Annotated in this window: 9 protein-coding genes, 2 tRNA genes and 3 rRNA genes; 9 read left to right on the forward strand and 5 right to left on the reverse strand. The window is 49.1% G+C overall.

All coding sequences use genetic code 11. The annotated features are described in order from the left end of the window. Nucleotides 1–4: 4 nt before the first annotated feature. The 4 genes from AAGA79_RS05180 to AAGA79_RS05195 form a co-directional block, all read right to left on the reverse strand. Complete coding sequence (locus AAGA79_RS05180; RefSeq protein ID WP_411827712.1) at nucleotides 5–664, reverse strand: YcbK family protein; 660 nt, start codon at nucleotides 662–664, stop codon at nucleotides 5–7. 344 nt (nucleotides 665–1,008) lie between these two features. Next, a complete protein-coding gene (locus tag AAGA79_RS05185) occupies nucleotides 1,009–1,452 on the reverse strand; it encodes a hypothetical protein (protein WP_411827713.1) in 444 nt (147 codons plus the stop codon). 171 nt (nucleotides 1,453–1,623) lie between these two features. Next, a complete protein-coding gene (locus AAGA79_RS05190) occupies nucleotides 1,624–2,220 on the reverse strand; it encodes a redoxin domain-containing protein (protein ID WP_411827714.1) in 597 nt (198 codons plus the stop codon). Nucleotides 2,221–2,311: 91 nt separating this feature from the next. Next, nucleotides 2,312–3,091 (reverse strand): protein-disulfide reductase DsbD domain-containing protein, encoded by a 780-nt coding sequence (locus AAGA79_RS05195; protein ID WP_411827715.1) that lies wholly within the window; start codon nucleotides 3,089–3,091, stop codon nucleotides 2,312–2,314. 184 nt (nucleotides 3,092–3,275) lie between these two features. On the opposite strand from AAGA79_RS05195, the gene AAGA79_RS05200 reads away from it, so the two are divergent. Then, nucleotides 3,276–4,685, forward strand: a complete 1,410-nt coding sequence (locus tag AAGA79_RS05200; protein WP_411827716.1) for a TonB-dependent receptor — start codon at nucleotides 3,276–3,278, stop codon at nucleotides 4,683–4,685. Between the two features lie 6 nt (nucleotides 4,686–4,691). Here the strand turns inward: AAGA79_RS05200 and AAGA79_RS05205 are convergent, their stop codons facing one another. After that, nucleotides 4,692–5,546: a carbon-nitrogen hydrolase gene (locus tag AAGA79_RS05205; protein ID WP_411827717.1), complete on the reverse strand. Its 855-nt coding sequence runs from the start codon at nucleotides 5,544–5,546 to the stop codon at nucleotides 4,692–4,694. A 669-nt stretch (nucleotides 5,547–6,215) separates the two neighbouring features. Between AAGA79_RS05205 and AAGA79_RS05210 the strand changes: the two genes are divergently transcribed. The 8 genes from AAGA79_RS05210 to AAGA79_RS05245 all read left to right on the forward strand — a co-directional run bounded on the left by AAGA79_RS05210 (nucleotide 6,216) and on the right by AAGA79_RS05245 (nucleotide 15,199). Then, a 16S ribosomal RNA gene (locus AAGA79_RS05210) occupies nucleotides 6,216–7,741 on the forward strand. Between the two features lie 212 nt (nucleotides 7,742–7,953). Continuing rightward, nucleotides 7,954–8,029, forward strand: a tRNA-Ala gene (locus AAGA79_RS05215). A 58-nt stretch (nucleotides 8,030–8,087) separates the two neighbouring features. Then, nucleotides 8,088–8,164 (forward strand) — tRNA-Ile (locus tag AAGA79_RS05220). Between the two features lie 319 nt (nucleotides 8,165–8,483). Continuing rightward, nucleotides 8,484–11,345, forward strand: a 23S ribosomal RNA gene (locus AAGA79_RS05225). A gap of 234 nt (nucleotides 11,346–11,579) precedes the next feature. Continuing rightward, nucleotides 11,580–11,695, forward strand: a 5S ribosomal RNA gene (gene rrf / locus AAGA79_RS05230). The 16S, 23S and 5S rRNA genes sit together here with 2 tRNA genes alongside, the layout of an rRNA operon. A 473-nt stretch (nucleotides 11,696–12,168) precedes the next feature. Further along, entirely contained in the window at nucleotides 12,169–13,335 is a 1,167-nt protein-coding gene (locus tag AAGA79_RS05235; RefSeq protein WP_411827718.1) for an aminotransferase class I/II-fold pyridoxal phosphate-dependent enzyme, read from the forward strand. Nucleotides 13,336–13,339: 4 nt separating this feature from the next. Beyond that, nucleotides 13,340–14,101 carry a CAAX prenyl protease-related protein gene (locus tag AAGA79_RS05240; protein WP_411827719.1) on the forward strand — a complete coding sequence of 254 codons (762 nt, stop codon included), beginning with the start codon at nucleotides 13,340–13,342 and terminating at the stop codon, nucleotides 14,099–14,101. A 240-nt stretch (nucleotides 14,102–14,341) separates the two neighbouring features. Continuing rightward, on the forward strand, nucleotides 14,342–15,199 hold the full coding sequence (locus AAGA79_RS05245; protein WP_411827720.1) for an ion transporter: 858 nt from the start codon (nucleotides 14,342–14,344) through the stop codon (nucleotides 15,197–15,199). The last annotated feature ends 12 nt before the right edge of the window (nucleotides 15,200–15,211 follow it).

The following is a 15,211-nucleotide window of genomic DNA, read 5'->3' on the forward strand; positions in this document are numbered from 1 at the left end:
TCAATCAGGCTGCCCAAGTGGCGTCGTGACCACGTGTGTCTATGTGGATAAAGGAGCTGTAAAGCCCTACTCCTCCCTTAAAGAGGCGTTCCTTGCGCATCTTCAGCGATTCCTCGAAAGCGATTTTTGGCGAGCAACTGAAAACCAAATCCAAGGCCCGGTTTTGTGTGTGTTGTGAAAATTTTGCGGCGCCGGGGCATTGCTTGTTATAGAGAGGACTTCGGTAAGCTGAGGTGATGTAGGTTAGCGGAACACCGAGACGATGCCGGAGCTCGTCAGCTATCGCTAGGGTGGGGGCTATGTGTGGCCAAAAATCCCGGGGAGGAAGTGTGTTTGAAACACCGTTTCGGGAACGGCGATGAGCTGCGAAAATTTCTGCCGGGGTAATATAGCGAAGTTCCAGCTCTTTCAGGTAGGTTTCATACTCCAACTGGTTCGGCAGAGGCGGGTGGGAGCGAGAGCTTCTATAGGGTCTTCCTACGCTCGATTTGGTTGGTTGTGCTGCAACCGCGGGGACAGCTGTGAGGCGTGAGTAAGCCGCTCTGACTTCAGGTTGCCTAGCCGCATGGTGAACAGTGAGGCCCAAGCCTGTCAGTATACTGGTTTTGCCGAGTGTGCGAAGAAACGAACGTCGGCCTTGGTGTTGAAGGTAGTCGGGTTCCACACCCCTATTAACGATTGAAGATCAATGATTTGTGTAAATTTATGCTATTGCATTCATTGGTGGCCAAAATTTGATTGCCAATAAATTCCACTCCGATGACGACAATTGGGAATGGGGTGCGCCGACAAAAAATCGGTCAAGTATGTGATTCCGTTGGATTGGACAATCAAATGCTGAACGGAGGCGAGTGAGTAAAATCTCTACTGTCGCAGATATTTCTGCTCCTCCAGCGTGAATATTTACCGGAATGGAGATAGGTAAGCTGCCGGGCCGATCTGTGAATTAAAAACGAAAACGCCCGTGCTTTCAGGCACGGGCGCATTTCATTTGTCCAGAGTAGGAATTTACAATCCGGTACTTTTGATCAGTTCCCGGAGTTGTGTTTGAAAGCTGAGAATGTCCTCTTGGCTGGGTTGATAGCCGGGAGTGTCGGGATCAAGACTAGGACGACCTGTTTGATCGAGAGACCACAAAGCTTTTTCTCCATCACTGAAGATCGCCTTTCCACTGACGAGAGTCCCGGGAATCGCTATGCTATCCATAGTAACCGTCATCGTGCCGGTGGGGACGGGAGTGGCATCGATTACCTCAGGTGCAGGTTCTTCCTTTTTTTCCTCTACAAGTGTAATGCCGAGATCGAGGACGAGGAAGCGGGTGTCCATATAGGTAATAGCCAGATCAAAATCCTCCTTCATCCGAAGCTGGATGTCAGAAAGATTTGCGCCGTCTTCGGCCCATGATTTGATGGAATTGATCTGCGCTTCTGAAAGCTGCTTGGTGCTGAACATGGCCTGATTGTGGGGATAGTATGAGTTGTTGCGAGGCGATTCTTGCTGCTATTTTCAGTAAGCTGGACCTCTAAGCGGGACGGCGAAGAAGGTATTTCACAGACAAGGAAAAAGCCGCCACCCAAAAAAGGGCGGCGGCCTTTGCCGAAACACAACAGGAACAACAGAAAATTAGTATTTTACTCCGCAGCCATAGGGCTGGTTGGAGGGATTCACGACCTCTTTATCAGAGATCACTGAATCAAGCGCATTTGCAAAAAGTTTGTCTGCCTTGTCGATATCGGCTGAATCAGCGGATTTAATTGAATCGATCGCACCGGAATAGGCAAGTGTGCCATCCTTTGTGATGATCATCATATGGGGAGTGACCTTCGCATCGTAAAGTTTTCCAACAGTTCCGGAGGAATCAATAAGGACTTGAGTGGCCTGACTACCCTCGGCAGTTGATTTTGTAGCTAGTTCAGATGGCGGATAGTAGCCTTGTTTACCCTCTGCAGAAGAATGAATGCTGAGCCAAATCACTCCGTTTTCGGTATAGTCTGCTTGGAGCTTCTGCATGTTCTTCGCAGAATAATGCTTTTTGACAAAGGGGCATTCGAAGTTAACCCACTCAAGAACAACAACTTTATCCTTATAGTCAGCTAGGCTGACTTCCTCGCCTTTGGTGTTCGTAGCTGTAAACGCTGGAGCTTCTGTCCCTACCTCCGCAGAAAAGGAGGTGGAAATTGCGAATGCGCTGGCGAGTGTGATCGAAAGAAGTGATTTCATTTTGAATGAGCCTGGGGTTTTTCCTAGCCTGTAATAAATAGAGCGAAGCTGTCTGAAGTTGTTGTCTTCGGTTGTGTAAATTTTGTGAAAATTATTTTGTGGTGATTTTCAGGGATGCTTTTCCTTCCTTTTTCAGGACGAGGGTGAAGGAGTCCGGTGCTGAATCACAGTATTCGTTTACTGGCCAAGTGGAGGTCCAAGTGTGCACGATGGTAGGGTCTTTTACGAAAGTGATTCTCGCTGACGGGTCGACAATCTCTTCTGTGGCAGGGAAAAGCTCATAAGTCGTAGGGTCTATATCTGAATCTTCCGGAAGAGTAAGTTTGAGGGTGACGGTTTTGCCATCAAGGACAAGAGACAGGTGAGCGCCTGGTATTTCTTGAGGGAGATCTTTGTAGGCCTTCGAAACAATCCCCTCAGTTTGTGCTGGAGTGAGATTCAGTTCCGAATTCCCCGGAATGCAGCTTTCGTCGTTGCAAGTTAGCCAGGTTAGCTTGGCCGAAAGGTCGGGGATCTCTCCTTTGAAGTTTTCCGGGGGTGTGACTGTTACGGGAAAGCGGACACTGCCCTCGTAGCCAAAACCCGGTAGCTCTCCTGTCATAAATCTTATCGGAGCAGGATATTGAATTTCTCCTAGTTCCCAACCCACGGGTAATTCTGCCTTTAGGGATAAGCGAAGACCGCCTTCACCAGGATTTTCCCAGTAGGTGTGCCAGCCTTTGTCTATCTTCATGACAATCACCGTTTCCAGTTTTTCCGCGGAAGAGAGGACTGTTTTCGTAGAAAACCATTCTGCTGTGGCCTTGTTCATACCCGCTGAGAGAGGGCCGATGGCTATGCAGGACACGATGGAAATGAGAATTTTGTGCATATCGTCACAATGATTGTCGTGCGATTAATCCGCAAGGATGGGATTTCACTTTTGCCGAAGTGGTAATTACCGGTTGTCCGGCTTCAAAACTGCTGGCTAATGTTCATTGATCGTTTGGTTGCACTTTGATCCAAACCGAGCGACCCGCTTCGACAACAGATCCCCAAATCGAATTTAGAAATTTATGCATCAGGAATTAGAACTAGATACCCACCAGAAGGCGTTAAAAATTAACCTCGATCCCCGTTGGTATGGAACCTTCGCTGAAATCGGTGCAGGACAAGAGGTGGTGAGGTGGTTCTTCCGGGTCGGTGGAGCGGCGGGTACGGTGGCTAAAAGTATGTCGGCCTACGACATGACTGTTAGTGATGCAATTTATGGAAGCGGTGACAGATACGTCTCACGTTCACGTTGCCAGGCGATGCTCGATCGGGAATTTGGCCTGAATCTTGAGAGACTTAGCGGGCAAAGGGGAGATAGTACCGCATTTTTCGCTTTCGCGGATACCGTAGTCGCGCGCTCCTATAAAGGTGGTAACGAATGCCACGGATGGATGGGTCTGAAATTTCAATCCCGTCCGCGTGATGAGCCCAGCCAGATCATGGTGCACGTTAGGATGCTGGACACCGAAGCTTCGCTGCAGCAGGAAGCACTAGGCATAGTTGGTGTAAACCTGCTTTTCGGCAGTTTTTTCCTGAATCACGAGCCTGAGCGGCTGCTGGAGAGTCTACTTGATAAGCTGACTACGGGGCGGATTGAGATCGACATGATCGAATTCAAAGGGATCGAGTTCCGTGCTGTGGACAACCGTTTGATGGCCCTGAAGCTAGTTCAGCTTGGTTTGAGCGGTGCGGCGATGTTTGGTCCGGACGGAGCTGTTCTCCAGCCTTCCGAAGCTCTATATAAGAAAGCTGTCTTGGTGGAGCGGGGGAGTTTCCGTCCTCCTACTCATGTGAATTTCGACATGCTCGAATGTGCGCTGGAGAAATTTAAGAAAGATGAATCTGTAGTTGAGAAAGAAATCTTACCTATTTTTGAGCTTACGATGAGAAACCTGCTGGCTGGCGGAAAAGATGTCGACCGACGAGATTTCCTCGCGAGGGCTGATCTTCTGGCTGCTTGTGGGATCACCGTTCTAATTTCCGACTATTTCGAATACTACCGCTTGGCCGCTTATCTTTCATGGAGAACGCGTGAGCGTATCGGAATCGTGATGGGTGTTCCTTCGCTTATTGAACTTTTCGATGAGAAATACTACACGGCACTGCCCGGAGGAATCCTTGAAAGCTTCGGGCGTTTATTTAAGCATAACCTGAAACTTTTCGTCTATCCTCTGAGAAATAAGACCGGTGCTGAGCCGACGACAGTTAGCTCAATGAAGGTAGCGCCAGAGCTTTCCAAACTTTATGGCTATCTGTCCGATCGTGGAAGTTTCGTCGATCTGGATAATTACGATCCTAATGTTCTCGAAATCTTCTCCCGCGATGTGCTTTCGAAAATCAGCGAGGGAGATAGCACATGGGAGACCATGGTACCGAAGGAAGTAGCGGAGCTTATCAAGGTCCGTCGCTTCTTCGGTTACAAGTCGTCTTGATCCATTCTAACGCCATCTTGATGTCAGGGACTGGTAGCAATCGATGCGCCGGTCCCTGAAGAATGGCCAAATCCGGCGGAAGTCCTCCACGTTCTTGTAGTTAATATCGTGGTAGATGATTTCTTCGTTCCCGATGGACGCTTTGGCTACGAGTTCTCCGTAAGGATTTGCTACAAAGGACTGTCCCCAAAACTCCGTCCCATCGTGGGTCCCTGATCTGTTAATGGCTGCAAGATAGCAGCCGTTCGCAACAGCGTGTCCTCGCTGGACACTTTCCCAAGCGCAATGTTGTGCGGATCCGAGTTCAGCTTTCTCTTCAGGTAACCAACCGATGGCAGTTGGGTAAATCAATAGCTCTGCACCGCCGAGAGCCATTAGCCTCGCTGCTTCAGGATACCACTGATCCCAGCAAATCAGTACACCAATTTTGCCGAATGCGGTATCCCATACCGGCCACCCACTATCTCCGGGGGTGAAGTAGAATTTTTCTTCGAAGCCCGGATCTTGTGGAATATGTGCCTTCCGGTAGATACCAAGCATTTTACCGTCAGCGTCATGAATGGTGGCGGTGTTGTGATACAGGCCCGGACCGCGGTGTTCGAACAGTGATGAGATGATCACAACACCCAATTCCTCAGCCAGCTTGCCGATTCGATCAGTCACCGGACCAGGTATCTTGTCGGCTAAATCGAATCTCTCAGTATCTTGGATCGTGCAGAAATAAGGGGTTAGGAATAACTCTTGGGTTGCAATGATCTGAGCTCCGTTGGCTGCTGCGTCACGGATGAGGTTCTCGTGATGGCTGAGTGAAGCTTCTTTCGTCTCAAAAGTTCCGGACTGTAGTAGAGCAAGTTTTGGCATGTGACTTATGTATGCCGATAGCTTGAAACAGGTTAACTGGGATTTCAAGAGACAGAAACGTAACAAGAGCAATCTTTAGGCGATAGCGCTTACTACTGGAAGATAGGATCGGCGCCTCTCTGGGTGCAAATTGCGAAAACCTCCGGTCATTTAGGATGTCCTAAATGATTTTTATGGTGGATTTCGTGGAACTTGAAACGGCCCTTCCAGTATTTACGGGGGTTCCACGGCTCCCTGAAATTTTCTCAACAAAACCTTCAGAAACGTATTGACGTTTTGGGGATATTTGAGCTAGGTTTCGCCCGTCGACGCGATTCAGCGCCGACCGAGAGACTGCCAGTCGGTCGCGGTAACCCGCTCCTCGAAAGTTTACTTTCGACAGCAATTACCCGATCGGCTTTTTAGTCCCCTCGAAACAAGCTCTTTGATAGTGTGGCCTAGCAAGAATCGCGCCAAGTTCTGGAAGTAAGTTCGACTTACAAAGGAAAGTGGCAGTCGTAAGCAGATGAGATTTTTGTTGGGATGAAGAAAAAGATTAAATTGTGCGCTGCGCGAAATTAACGCGCAGTACGTAAGGGGGAGGCCTTCGGGTTTCTTTCTTATAAGAACAATTTGGAAAATTACGCAATTAGAAGGGTTTCGGCCTGGATAATTACGCCAACCGAATTTTTTACGGAGAGTTTGATTCTGGCTCAGAATGAACGCTGGCGGCGTGTTTAAGACATGCAAGTCGCACGGAATGATTTCGGTATTTATATTGGAAGATTTTAGTGGCGGACGGGTGAGGAACACGTGAATTACATGCCCTGTAGAGGGGGATAGCCCACCGAAAGGTGGATTAATACCCCATGGTATCGCAAGATTAAAGGTGGCCTTCGGGCTGTCGCTACAGGATTGGTTCGCGCCCTATCAGCTTGTTGGTGAGGTAACGGCTCACCAAGGCTACGACGGGTAACTGGTCTGAGAGGACGATCAGTCACACTGGAACTGAGACACGGTCCAGACACCTACGGGTGGCAGCAGTCGAGAATAATTCACAATGGGGGCAACCCTGATGGTGCAACGCCGCGTGGAGGATGACGGTCTTAGGATTGTAAACTCCTGTCATCTAGGAGAAAGACCTGGTCGTTAATAGCGAACAGGGTTGATAGTACTAGAAGAGGAAGGGACGGCTAACTTCGTGCCAGCAGCCGCGGTAATACGAAGGTCCCGAGCGTTATTCGGAATCACTGGGCGTAAAGGGAGCGTAGGCGGCGCGGTAAGTCGGATGTGAAATCCCAGGGCTCAACCCTGGAACTGCATCGGATACTGCCGTGCTAGAGTAATGGAGGGGTAGCTGGAATTCTCGGTGTAGCAGTGAAATGCGTAGATATCGAGAGGAACACTCGTGGCGAAAGCGAGCTACTGGACATTTACTGACGCTGAGGCTCGAAGGCTAGGGGAGCGAAAGGGATTAGATACCCCTGTAGTCCTAGCAGTAAACGGTGCACGCTTGGTGTGAGGGGATTCGACCCCCCTTGTGCCGGAGCTAACGCGTTAAGCGTGCCGCCTGGGAAGTACGGTCGCAAGACTAAAACTCAAAGAAATTGACGGGGACCCGCACAAGCGGTGGAGTATGTGGCTTAATTCGATGCAACGCGAAGAACCTTACCTAGGCTTGACATGGATCTCTAAGCACGTGAAAGCGTGTGACCCTTCGGGGGATTTCCACAGGTGCTGCATGGCCGTCGTCAGCTCGTGTCGTGAGATGTTGGGTTAAGTCCCGCAACGAGCGCAACCCTTGTGATTAGTTGCCAGCACGTAATGGTGGGAACTCTAATCAGACTGCCCAGATCAACTGGGAGGAAGGTGGGGACGACGTCAGGTCAGTATGGCCCTTACGCCTAGGGCTGCACACGTACTACAATGCCCAGTACAATTAGAACCGATACCGCGAGGTGGAGGAAATCTGTAAAACTGGGCCCAGTTCGGATTGGAGGCTGCAACTCGCCTCCATGAAGTTGGAATCGCTAGTAATGGGGCATCATCTACGGCCCCGTGAATACGTTCCCGGGTCTTGTACACACCGCCCGTCACATCATGGAAGCCGGTAGCACCCGAAGTATCGTTTAATCGGTCCTAAGGTGAAGCTGGTAACTGGGATGAAGTCGTAACAAGGTAGCCGTAGGGGAACCTGCGGCTGGATCACCTCCTTTCTACGGAGTAAATGGCAAATGGACGTTAGAAATAACAATAACGACTCACATCGTTACCGTCACTGTCATAGGTCGAGCCCCAATTTATTGGGGTTGCAAGTCCGCAAGGACTAGCACCTAAAACAACTATAAACAAAATCTGTGAATAACGTTCAGAGTAGAGCAGCGCACAATTTGATCTTTTTCTTCGAAAACATTTCTCCCTGAATTAAGGGGGTTTAGCTCAGTTGGTAGAGCGTCTGCTTTGCAAGCAGAATGTCAACGGTTCGAATCCGTTAACCTCCACCAGTGGATCACTCGGTAGTTGTTCAGCAATGAATACTATTGATCCAAGGGTAACTATATTGGGCCTGTAGCTCAGTTGGTTAGAGCACACGCTTGATAAGCGTGGGGTCGCTGGTTCGAGTCCAGCCAGGCCCACCATTACCCGATTGGCAAATCGAGGACACTGTTTTCACACTATCTAATGAAAAGTAAGACACGTTAGTGTCCGCTCTTTGACATCCATATGGAGAGAAACAATTTTCTGTAAAGTATAAGTAATGTAAGCTCATGTGAGCCATTCTTACGCGATACTTGGAAATATATTCGAATACCTAATAATACATAATTTTATGGCAAATCGTTATTTTGGAGCAATCCGAAGTAACAAAATTAAGAGAACAGATCATCGTAGCAAAGCAGCAATGCGGAGTTAGGATGTGAAGAACTCATTAAGAAACAGCCTGATTTCATAATTGGAAATCAAGTTTTAAAGGGCACACAGTGAATGCCTTGGTGCTAACAGGCGATGAAGGGCGCGGTCAGCTGCGAAAAGCTTCGGGGAGTAGTGAACATACTTTGATCCGGAGATTCCCGAATGGGGTAACCTAATAGTGGTAATACATTATTGTCTGTTTCTGAAGCCTGACCACCGCAAGGTGAGAAGGGAAGTTAGGAAACAGTACGCGATACCCGGTGAAGTGAAACATCTCAGTAACCGGAGGAAAAGAAAGAGAATCGATTCCGTCAGTAGTGGCGAGCGAAAGCGGATCAGCCCAAACCGGAGACTTGTCTCCGGGGTTGTAGGACCCCGACGTGGGACTTCAATAGATAGATTAAGGACCTGGAAAGTTCCGACATAGAGGGTGAAATCCCCGTGATCGAAATCTAGCGAAGCCCTAGGGAGTTCCTGAGTAATACGGCACACGTGAAACGCCGTATGAATCTGTGCGGACCACCGCATAAGGCTAAATACTAGTTAGCGACCGATAGTGAACCAGTACCGTGAGGGAAAGGTGAAAAGAACCGCTGTGAGCGGAGTGAAATAGAACCTGAAACCGTGTGCCTACAAGGTGTCAGAGCCCTTCGGGGTGATGGCGTGCCTTTTGCTTAATGAGTCTGCGAGTTAGTATATGTGGCAAGTTTAAGTTCTTCTGGAACGTAGGCGAAGCGAAAGCGAGTCCGAATAGGGCGATCATAGCTGCATGTGCTAGACCCGAAGCGGAGGTGATCTACCCTTGGCCAGGTTGAAGCGTAGGTGATACTACGTGAAGGACCGAACCGGTGAATGTTGAAAAATTCTCGGATGAGCTGAGGGTAGGAGTGAAAGGCTAATCAAACCCCGTGATAGCTGGTTCTCCTCGAAATGCATTGAGGTGCAGCGTTGCGTGTTGACCCATGGGGGTAGAGCACTGACAGGGCTAGGGGGCATACCCGCCTACCAACCCCTATCAAACTCCGAATACCATGGGGTAGAGCGCAGCAGTGAGACGGTGGGGGATAAGCTTCATCGTCAAAAGGGAAACAACCCTGATCAGCAGCTAAGGTGCCTAAACTATGCTAAGTGGAAAGGAGGTGGAATTTCATAGACAGTGAGGATGTTGGCTTAGAAGCAGCCACCATTTAAAAAGTGCGTAATAGCTTACTCATCGAGAGATTCTGCGCCGAAAATGATTGGCGATAAGCATAGTACCGAAGCTCTGGATGTCATCCCCTGGGGGATGGCGTGGTAGAGGAGCATTCTCAACACATTGAAGCGCGATGGTGACTGACCGTGGAGAGTTGAGAAGAGAGGATGCAGACATAAGTAACGATAAGCCGGGTGAAATCCCCGGCCGCCGTAAACCCAAGGTTTCCCGGGCTACGATTTTCGTCCCGGGGTTAGTCGGGACCTAAGGCAAGGCCGATAGGCGTAGCCGATGGACAGCAGGTTAATATTCCTGCACTTCCAACCCTTTAACTGGGAGGACGCATGTGTGGAGACAACTAAGTGATTGAATTCTGAGGGGATGCTTCGGCTGAACCGTATTGTCAAAACATGTGCCGAGAAAAGTCCCAGTGTATGCTAAGGAACCCGTACCGTAAACCGACACAGGTGGGTGGGTAGAATATACCAAGGCGTAAGAGTGAACCCTGGTTAAGGAACTCGGCAAATTGGCCCCGTAACTTCGGGAGAAGGGGTACCTATGATTTATCATAGGTCGCAGTGAAATGGCCCAACCGACTGTTTAGCAAAAACACAGCATTCTGCCAAGACGCAAGTCCAAGTATAGGATGTGACACGTGACCAATGCGGAAAGATTAAGGCAAGATGTTAGCCCTCGTGGCGAAGCTTTGAACCCAAGTCCCCGTGAATGTCGGCCGTAACTATAACGGTCCTAAGGTAGCGAAATTCCTTGTCGGGTAAGTTCCGACCTGCACGAATCGTGAAACGAGTTGGGCGCTGTCTCAACCAGGTGCTCAGTGAAATTGTAATGGCGGTGAAGATGCCGCCTACCCGCAGAAGGACGGAAAGACCCTATAGACCTTAACTGTAAGCTGTCATTGGTTTTTCGATTTTCATGCTCAGCATAAGTGGGAGACTTTGAAGTGGTGTTTTAGGACATCATGGAGTCGCCAGTGAGATACCACCCTTGGGTGTTGGAAGATCTAACTTTGTGCCTTGAATCAGGCCAGAGAACAGTGTCAGCCGGTCAGTTTTACTGGGGCGGTATCCTCCTAAAGAGTAACGGAGGAGCGCGAAGGTGGGTTCAGCACGGTTTGTAACCGTGTGTCGAGTGCATAGGCATAAACCCGCCTAACTGTGAGACCTACAAGTCGAGCAGATACGAAAGTAGGCCTAAGTGATCCGGCGGTTGAATGTGGAATTGCCGTCGCTCAACGGATAAAAGGTACCTTAGGGATAACAGGCTGATTTCATCCAAGAGTTCATATCGACGATGAAGTTTGGCACCTCGATGTCGGCTCGTCGCATCCTGGGGCTGGAGAAGGTCCCAAGGGTCCGGCTGTTCGCCGGTTAAAGCGGCACGCGAGCTGGGTTCAGAACGTCGCGAGACAGTTCGGTCCTCTATCCTCTGTGGGCGTAGGAAAATTGAGGGGTTCGGTTCCTAGTACGAGAGGACCGGAATCGACGCACCTCTGGTGTACCAGTTGTTCTGTCAAGAGCATGGCTGGGTAGCTACGTGCGGAATGGATAAGCGCTGAAAGCATCTAAGCGCCAAGCCAATCCCAAGATGAATTTTCCCTTAAGGATCGTCGAAGACTACGACGTCGATAGGCTGGAAGTGTAAGTGTAGTAATATATTCAGCTTACCAGTACTAATCATCCGTTTGACTTGATTATCCTTTATTGAATTCGGATATCAAAAGTATCGTGTAAGGCTCATCTCTGAGGCTTGCATCGTGCTCTACGCCAAGAAAATTACTATCTCCATATGGATGTCAGGGAGCGAACCTGACATTGAAATAGAACAGAAGCGACAAGCTGCCAGTGACACACACTAGGTAACATCTCGGTTCAGCTCATCAGAGAAACAGTTCTGGAAGCGGGTAAGACTACCCGATACCACAATTGCCCTCTGGTGACCAGAGCGCGGTGGAACCACCCGGTCCCATTCCGAACCCGGAAGTGAAACGCTGCAGCGCCGATGGTAGTGGGACGATAGGTCCTGTGAGAGTAGGTCGTCGCCAGGTATATGCCCGGCTCCTTTTAACCAAGGAGTCGGGCTCTTTTTTTGCCCAGAAATCCGAGGATGCTGAAGACTAGCGCCAACCGGCGGACACTAAGACACCAATCAGCAGGGCCAAGGCGCGAAACCAGCAGACAGCAGGCCCAATGCGAAATCCAGCAGACCCAATGAGAAATCCAGCAGACAGCAGGGCTAAAACGCGAAACCAGCTATGCAACCCGAGAAAAGATAGGTGATGGTTCCTCAGAGGTAGCAGGGGGTGACGAATACTGCGGCCAGAAATTTCCTGGGGGCTCACATACTTAGGATGGAAGTCTACTGGGGATACACGTGCTCAGGAATCACATGGAGTAATGGTAACTACCCTGTTGTTTAGCGGTTCTTGCCGATACATCAAAGTTTGCTGAGACTGAGGATGGGATTGACTGTGCTGTTGATGGCAGGTTTTATTCGCAGCCCGCCAATTGCGGTCATTTTATGGATTATTCTTCGAAAATAGCGCGACACGTCGCCTCAATTCCTCGTTCTGGGATTCGGGACTTTTTCGAACTTGTGCAGGGACGTGACGACGTAATTTCCCTTGGTGTCGGCGAGCCTGATTTTGTTACTCCGTGGCACATTAGAGAGGCTGCTATTTATTCACTGGAGAAGGGGCAAACTACTTACACCTCAAACCTCGGGCTACTGAGTTTGAGAAAATCGATTTCCAAGTATGTGAGTGGTTTCTTTGAGATAGACTACAATCCAGCGAATGAAATTCTAGTTACCGTAGGTGTATCTGAAGCGATTGACGTAGCACTCCGTGCTCTACTGAATCCAGGAGATGAGGTAATCTATCATGAACCATGTTATGTATCCTACTCTCCGAGTATCGTAATGGCTCATGGAAAGGCAGTTGCTGTTCAGACTACGAAGGATGACGGATTCTCGTTGAAGCCGGAGGCTCTGGAGAAAGCTATCACACCAAATAGTAGAGTATTGATGCTCAACTTTCCAACGAACCCAACTGGTGCAGTTGCTTCGTATGAAGATTTGGAAGGAATTGCCAAGTTGGCAGTAAAGCATGATTTGATCGTGCTTGCAGATGAAATCTATTGTGAACTCCGGTATGACGGATTGAAACATATCTCGATCGCTTCTTTGCCTGGAATGAAGGAACGAACTGTTCTGATGCATGGGTTTTCAAAGGCTTTTGCGATGACTGGTTTCCGATTGGGATATGCTTGTGCTCCCCAGCCCATTATCGAAGCGATGATGAAAATTCATCAATTCTCGATGTTGTGTGCTCCTATAATGAGTCAGAACGCAGCTATAGAGGCTTTGGAAAACGGTGCTCCTCAAGTTGAAATCATGCGCGATAGCTACCATCAGCGGAGAGACTTTATGGTCCGTCGATTCAACGAAATTGGATTGGACTGTCATACCCCGGGCGGAGCGTTTTATGTATTCCCGGATATCCGTAAGACAGGACTGACTTCCAAGGAGTTTGCTTTTGGCCTTCTAGAGTCCGAAAACGTGGCAGCTGTTCCCGGTGGCGCATTTGGACCCAGTGGCGAAGGTTTCCTGAGGTGTTGTTATGCAACAGGAATGGACGATTTGAGATCAGCCATGGATTCCATCGGGCGATTTGTTTCAAAAATCTAGCTTGATGCAGCCGAGAAAAGCGGATCCTGAACGTCTGACAAGGGCTCATGTCATACCGTTTGCGGTATTCATGATCTTTTTGATTCTGCTTCAGGTAGCAGATAGTTTCGTTGGCTGGAATAACCCGAGTGCCCCCTGGTGGCAGGAAGACGTTGCTCAGTGGGTCTATCCGATCCAAGTAGTGGTGGTTCTAGGGCTGCTCGGATACTATTGGCGGTATTTTACATTCAACTGGAATTTCAAATGGAGTCTTATCGCTGTGGCATTTGGGACGGTAGGTATTGGCTTTTGGCTATTACCAACAACTCTTTACGATGCATGGGGACTGACGGGAGAAACAGAAGGATGGATGAAACACTTGGGGGTGGCGAAAAGGGATGAGGGGTTTGATCCCGGGATGTTTGAACATCCAATCGCGTATTGGACTTCACTTTTGCTTAGGTTTCTTAGAGCTGTCGTTGTTGTTGCCTTTGTTGAAGAAATTTTTTGGCGAGGTTTCGTCATGCGTTTCTGCATGGATTGGGAGGGAAATTATTGGAAGCAGCCGTTTGGCAGGGCACATTGGAAGAACTACCTCATTGTTACTATTCTCTTCATGAGTGCGCATGCTCCAGTCGATTGGGCAGCCGCGATGGTCTATGGATCACTCACTTATATACTCTGCGTCTGGAGTAAAAACCTTGGTGCATGCGTTGTGATGCATGCGGTTGCTAATCTTTTAATGGGCGTCTATGCGATGGCGTATGGTAAATATGGCCTCTGGTAGAGTGGGGGCTTGGAAGTTTTACGTAGGCTCCCGGTCGCTTCTCGTCGATTTTTTGGTCTATATCGCGCCACCAAACTTCCGGTTCACCAGGCTCTGAGAAATGAACCTGAAAGTTGGATTGAAGAGTTTTTCACCTTTTTTACAAATATATTTGGTAGGAATGCTGCGATGGCGGCATGCAGTAAGACAATCGCCGCTCGACGCTTTGGATAATGCTCTTAGGATTGGTCGACGGATTTCATGAGTAGTTTTTTTTCAGATGGGGGAGATGACGGGCCAGGTTCTGAGCCAGGTCTTCGGGAGAGGATCTGGAGGACTATCTTTCTCTCTGATACAAAATCCGGACAGATATTCGATGTCATCTTGCTTATACTGATCGGGGCAAGCGTAGCAATTGTCATGCTGGAGAGTGTCGAAACCCTTCGTAGCCTTCATGGCTATAAATTTTTGATACTAGAGTGGTTTTTTACTCTAATCTTCACAGTGGAATATGGGGTAAGATTATGGGCCGTCCGCAAGAAACGACGGTATGCACTTAGTTTTTTCGGTATCGTTGATCTTCTTTCCATCTTGCCAACCTACGTGGCAATTTTTTTTGTGGGGACACAATATCTGATGGTGATCCGTATTCTGAGGCTTCTGCGGATGTTCAGGGTTTTGAAGATGGCCCACCACTTCGGGCAGGCGAATGTTCTGATGAATGCGCTGAAATCCAGTGCACCGAAGATTTCTGTATTCCTGTTTTTCATTCTTACTCTTGTGAGTATTGAGGGGACCCTAATGTATATCGTGGAGGGCGGTAGTAATCCTGGTTTCAGTTCGATCCCCCAGTCTATATATTGGGCCATCGTGACGGTGACAACCGTGGGCTACGGGGATGTTGCTCCGCTCACGGTAGTCGGTAAAATATTGTCTTCCGTGATCATGTTGAGCGGATTTGCGATTATTGCGGTGCCGGCAGGAATTGTGACCGCTGAAATCGGAAGGGAAAATCTTGCTTTGAGAATGGATAGGCGGAAGTGCGACCAGTGCGGATGGACGGGCCATGACCCTGCAGCGATTTACTGCAAGCATTGTGGTTGCAAGCTTCACGTTTGAAGTTCGCGCCGT

The organism is Luteolibacter sp. AS25 (assembly GCF_046736275.1).
GTDB lineage: Bacteria > Verrucomicrobiota > Verrucomicrobiia > Verrucomicrobiales > Akkermansiaceae > Luteolibacter.

Excerpts from the sequence above, each read along its gene's own strand:
- AAGA79_RS05185 (WP_411827713.1), bottom strand. The coding sequence starts at position 1,452 with ATGTTCAGCACCAAGCAGCTTTCAGAAGCGCAGATCAATTCCATCAAA.
- AAGA79_RS05190 (WP_411827714.1), bottom strand. The coding sequence starts at position 2,220 with ATGAAATCACTTCTTTCGATCACACTCGCCAGCGCATTCGCAATTTCC.
- AAGA79_RS05195 (WP_411827715.1), bottom strand. The coding sequence starts at position 3,091 with ATGCACAAAATTCTCATTTCCATCGTGTCCTGCATAGCCATCGGCCCT.
- AAGA79_RS05200 (WP_411827716.1), top strand. The coding sequence starts at position 3,276 with ATGCATCAGGAATTAGAACTAGATACCCACCAGAAGGCGTTAAAAATT.
- AAGA79_RS05205 (WP_411827717.1), bottom strand. The coding sequence starts at position 5,546 with ATGCCAAAACTTGCTCTACTACAGTCCGGAACTTTTGAGACGAAAGAA.
- AAGA79_RS05235 (WP_411827718.1), top strand. The coding sequence starts at position 12,169 with ATGGATTATTCTTCGAAAATAGCGCGACACGTCGCCTCAATTCCTCGT.
- AAGA79_RS05240 (WP_411827719.1), top strand. The coding sequence starts at position 13,340 with ATGCAGCCGAGAAAAGCGGATCCTGAACGTCTGACAAGGGCTCATGTC.
- AAGA79_RS05245 (WP_411827720.1), top strand. The coding sequence starts at position 14,342 with ATGAGTAGTTTTTTTTCAGATGGGGGAGATGACGGGCCAGGTTCTGAG.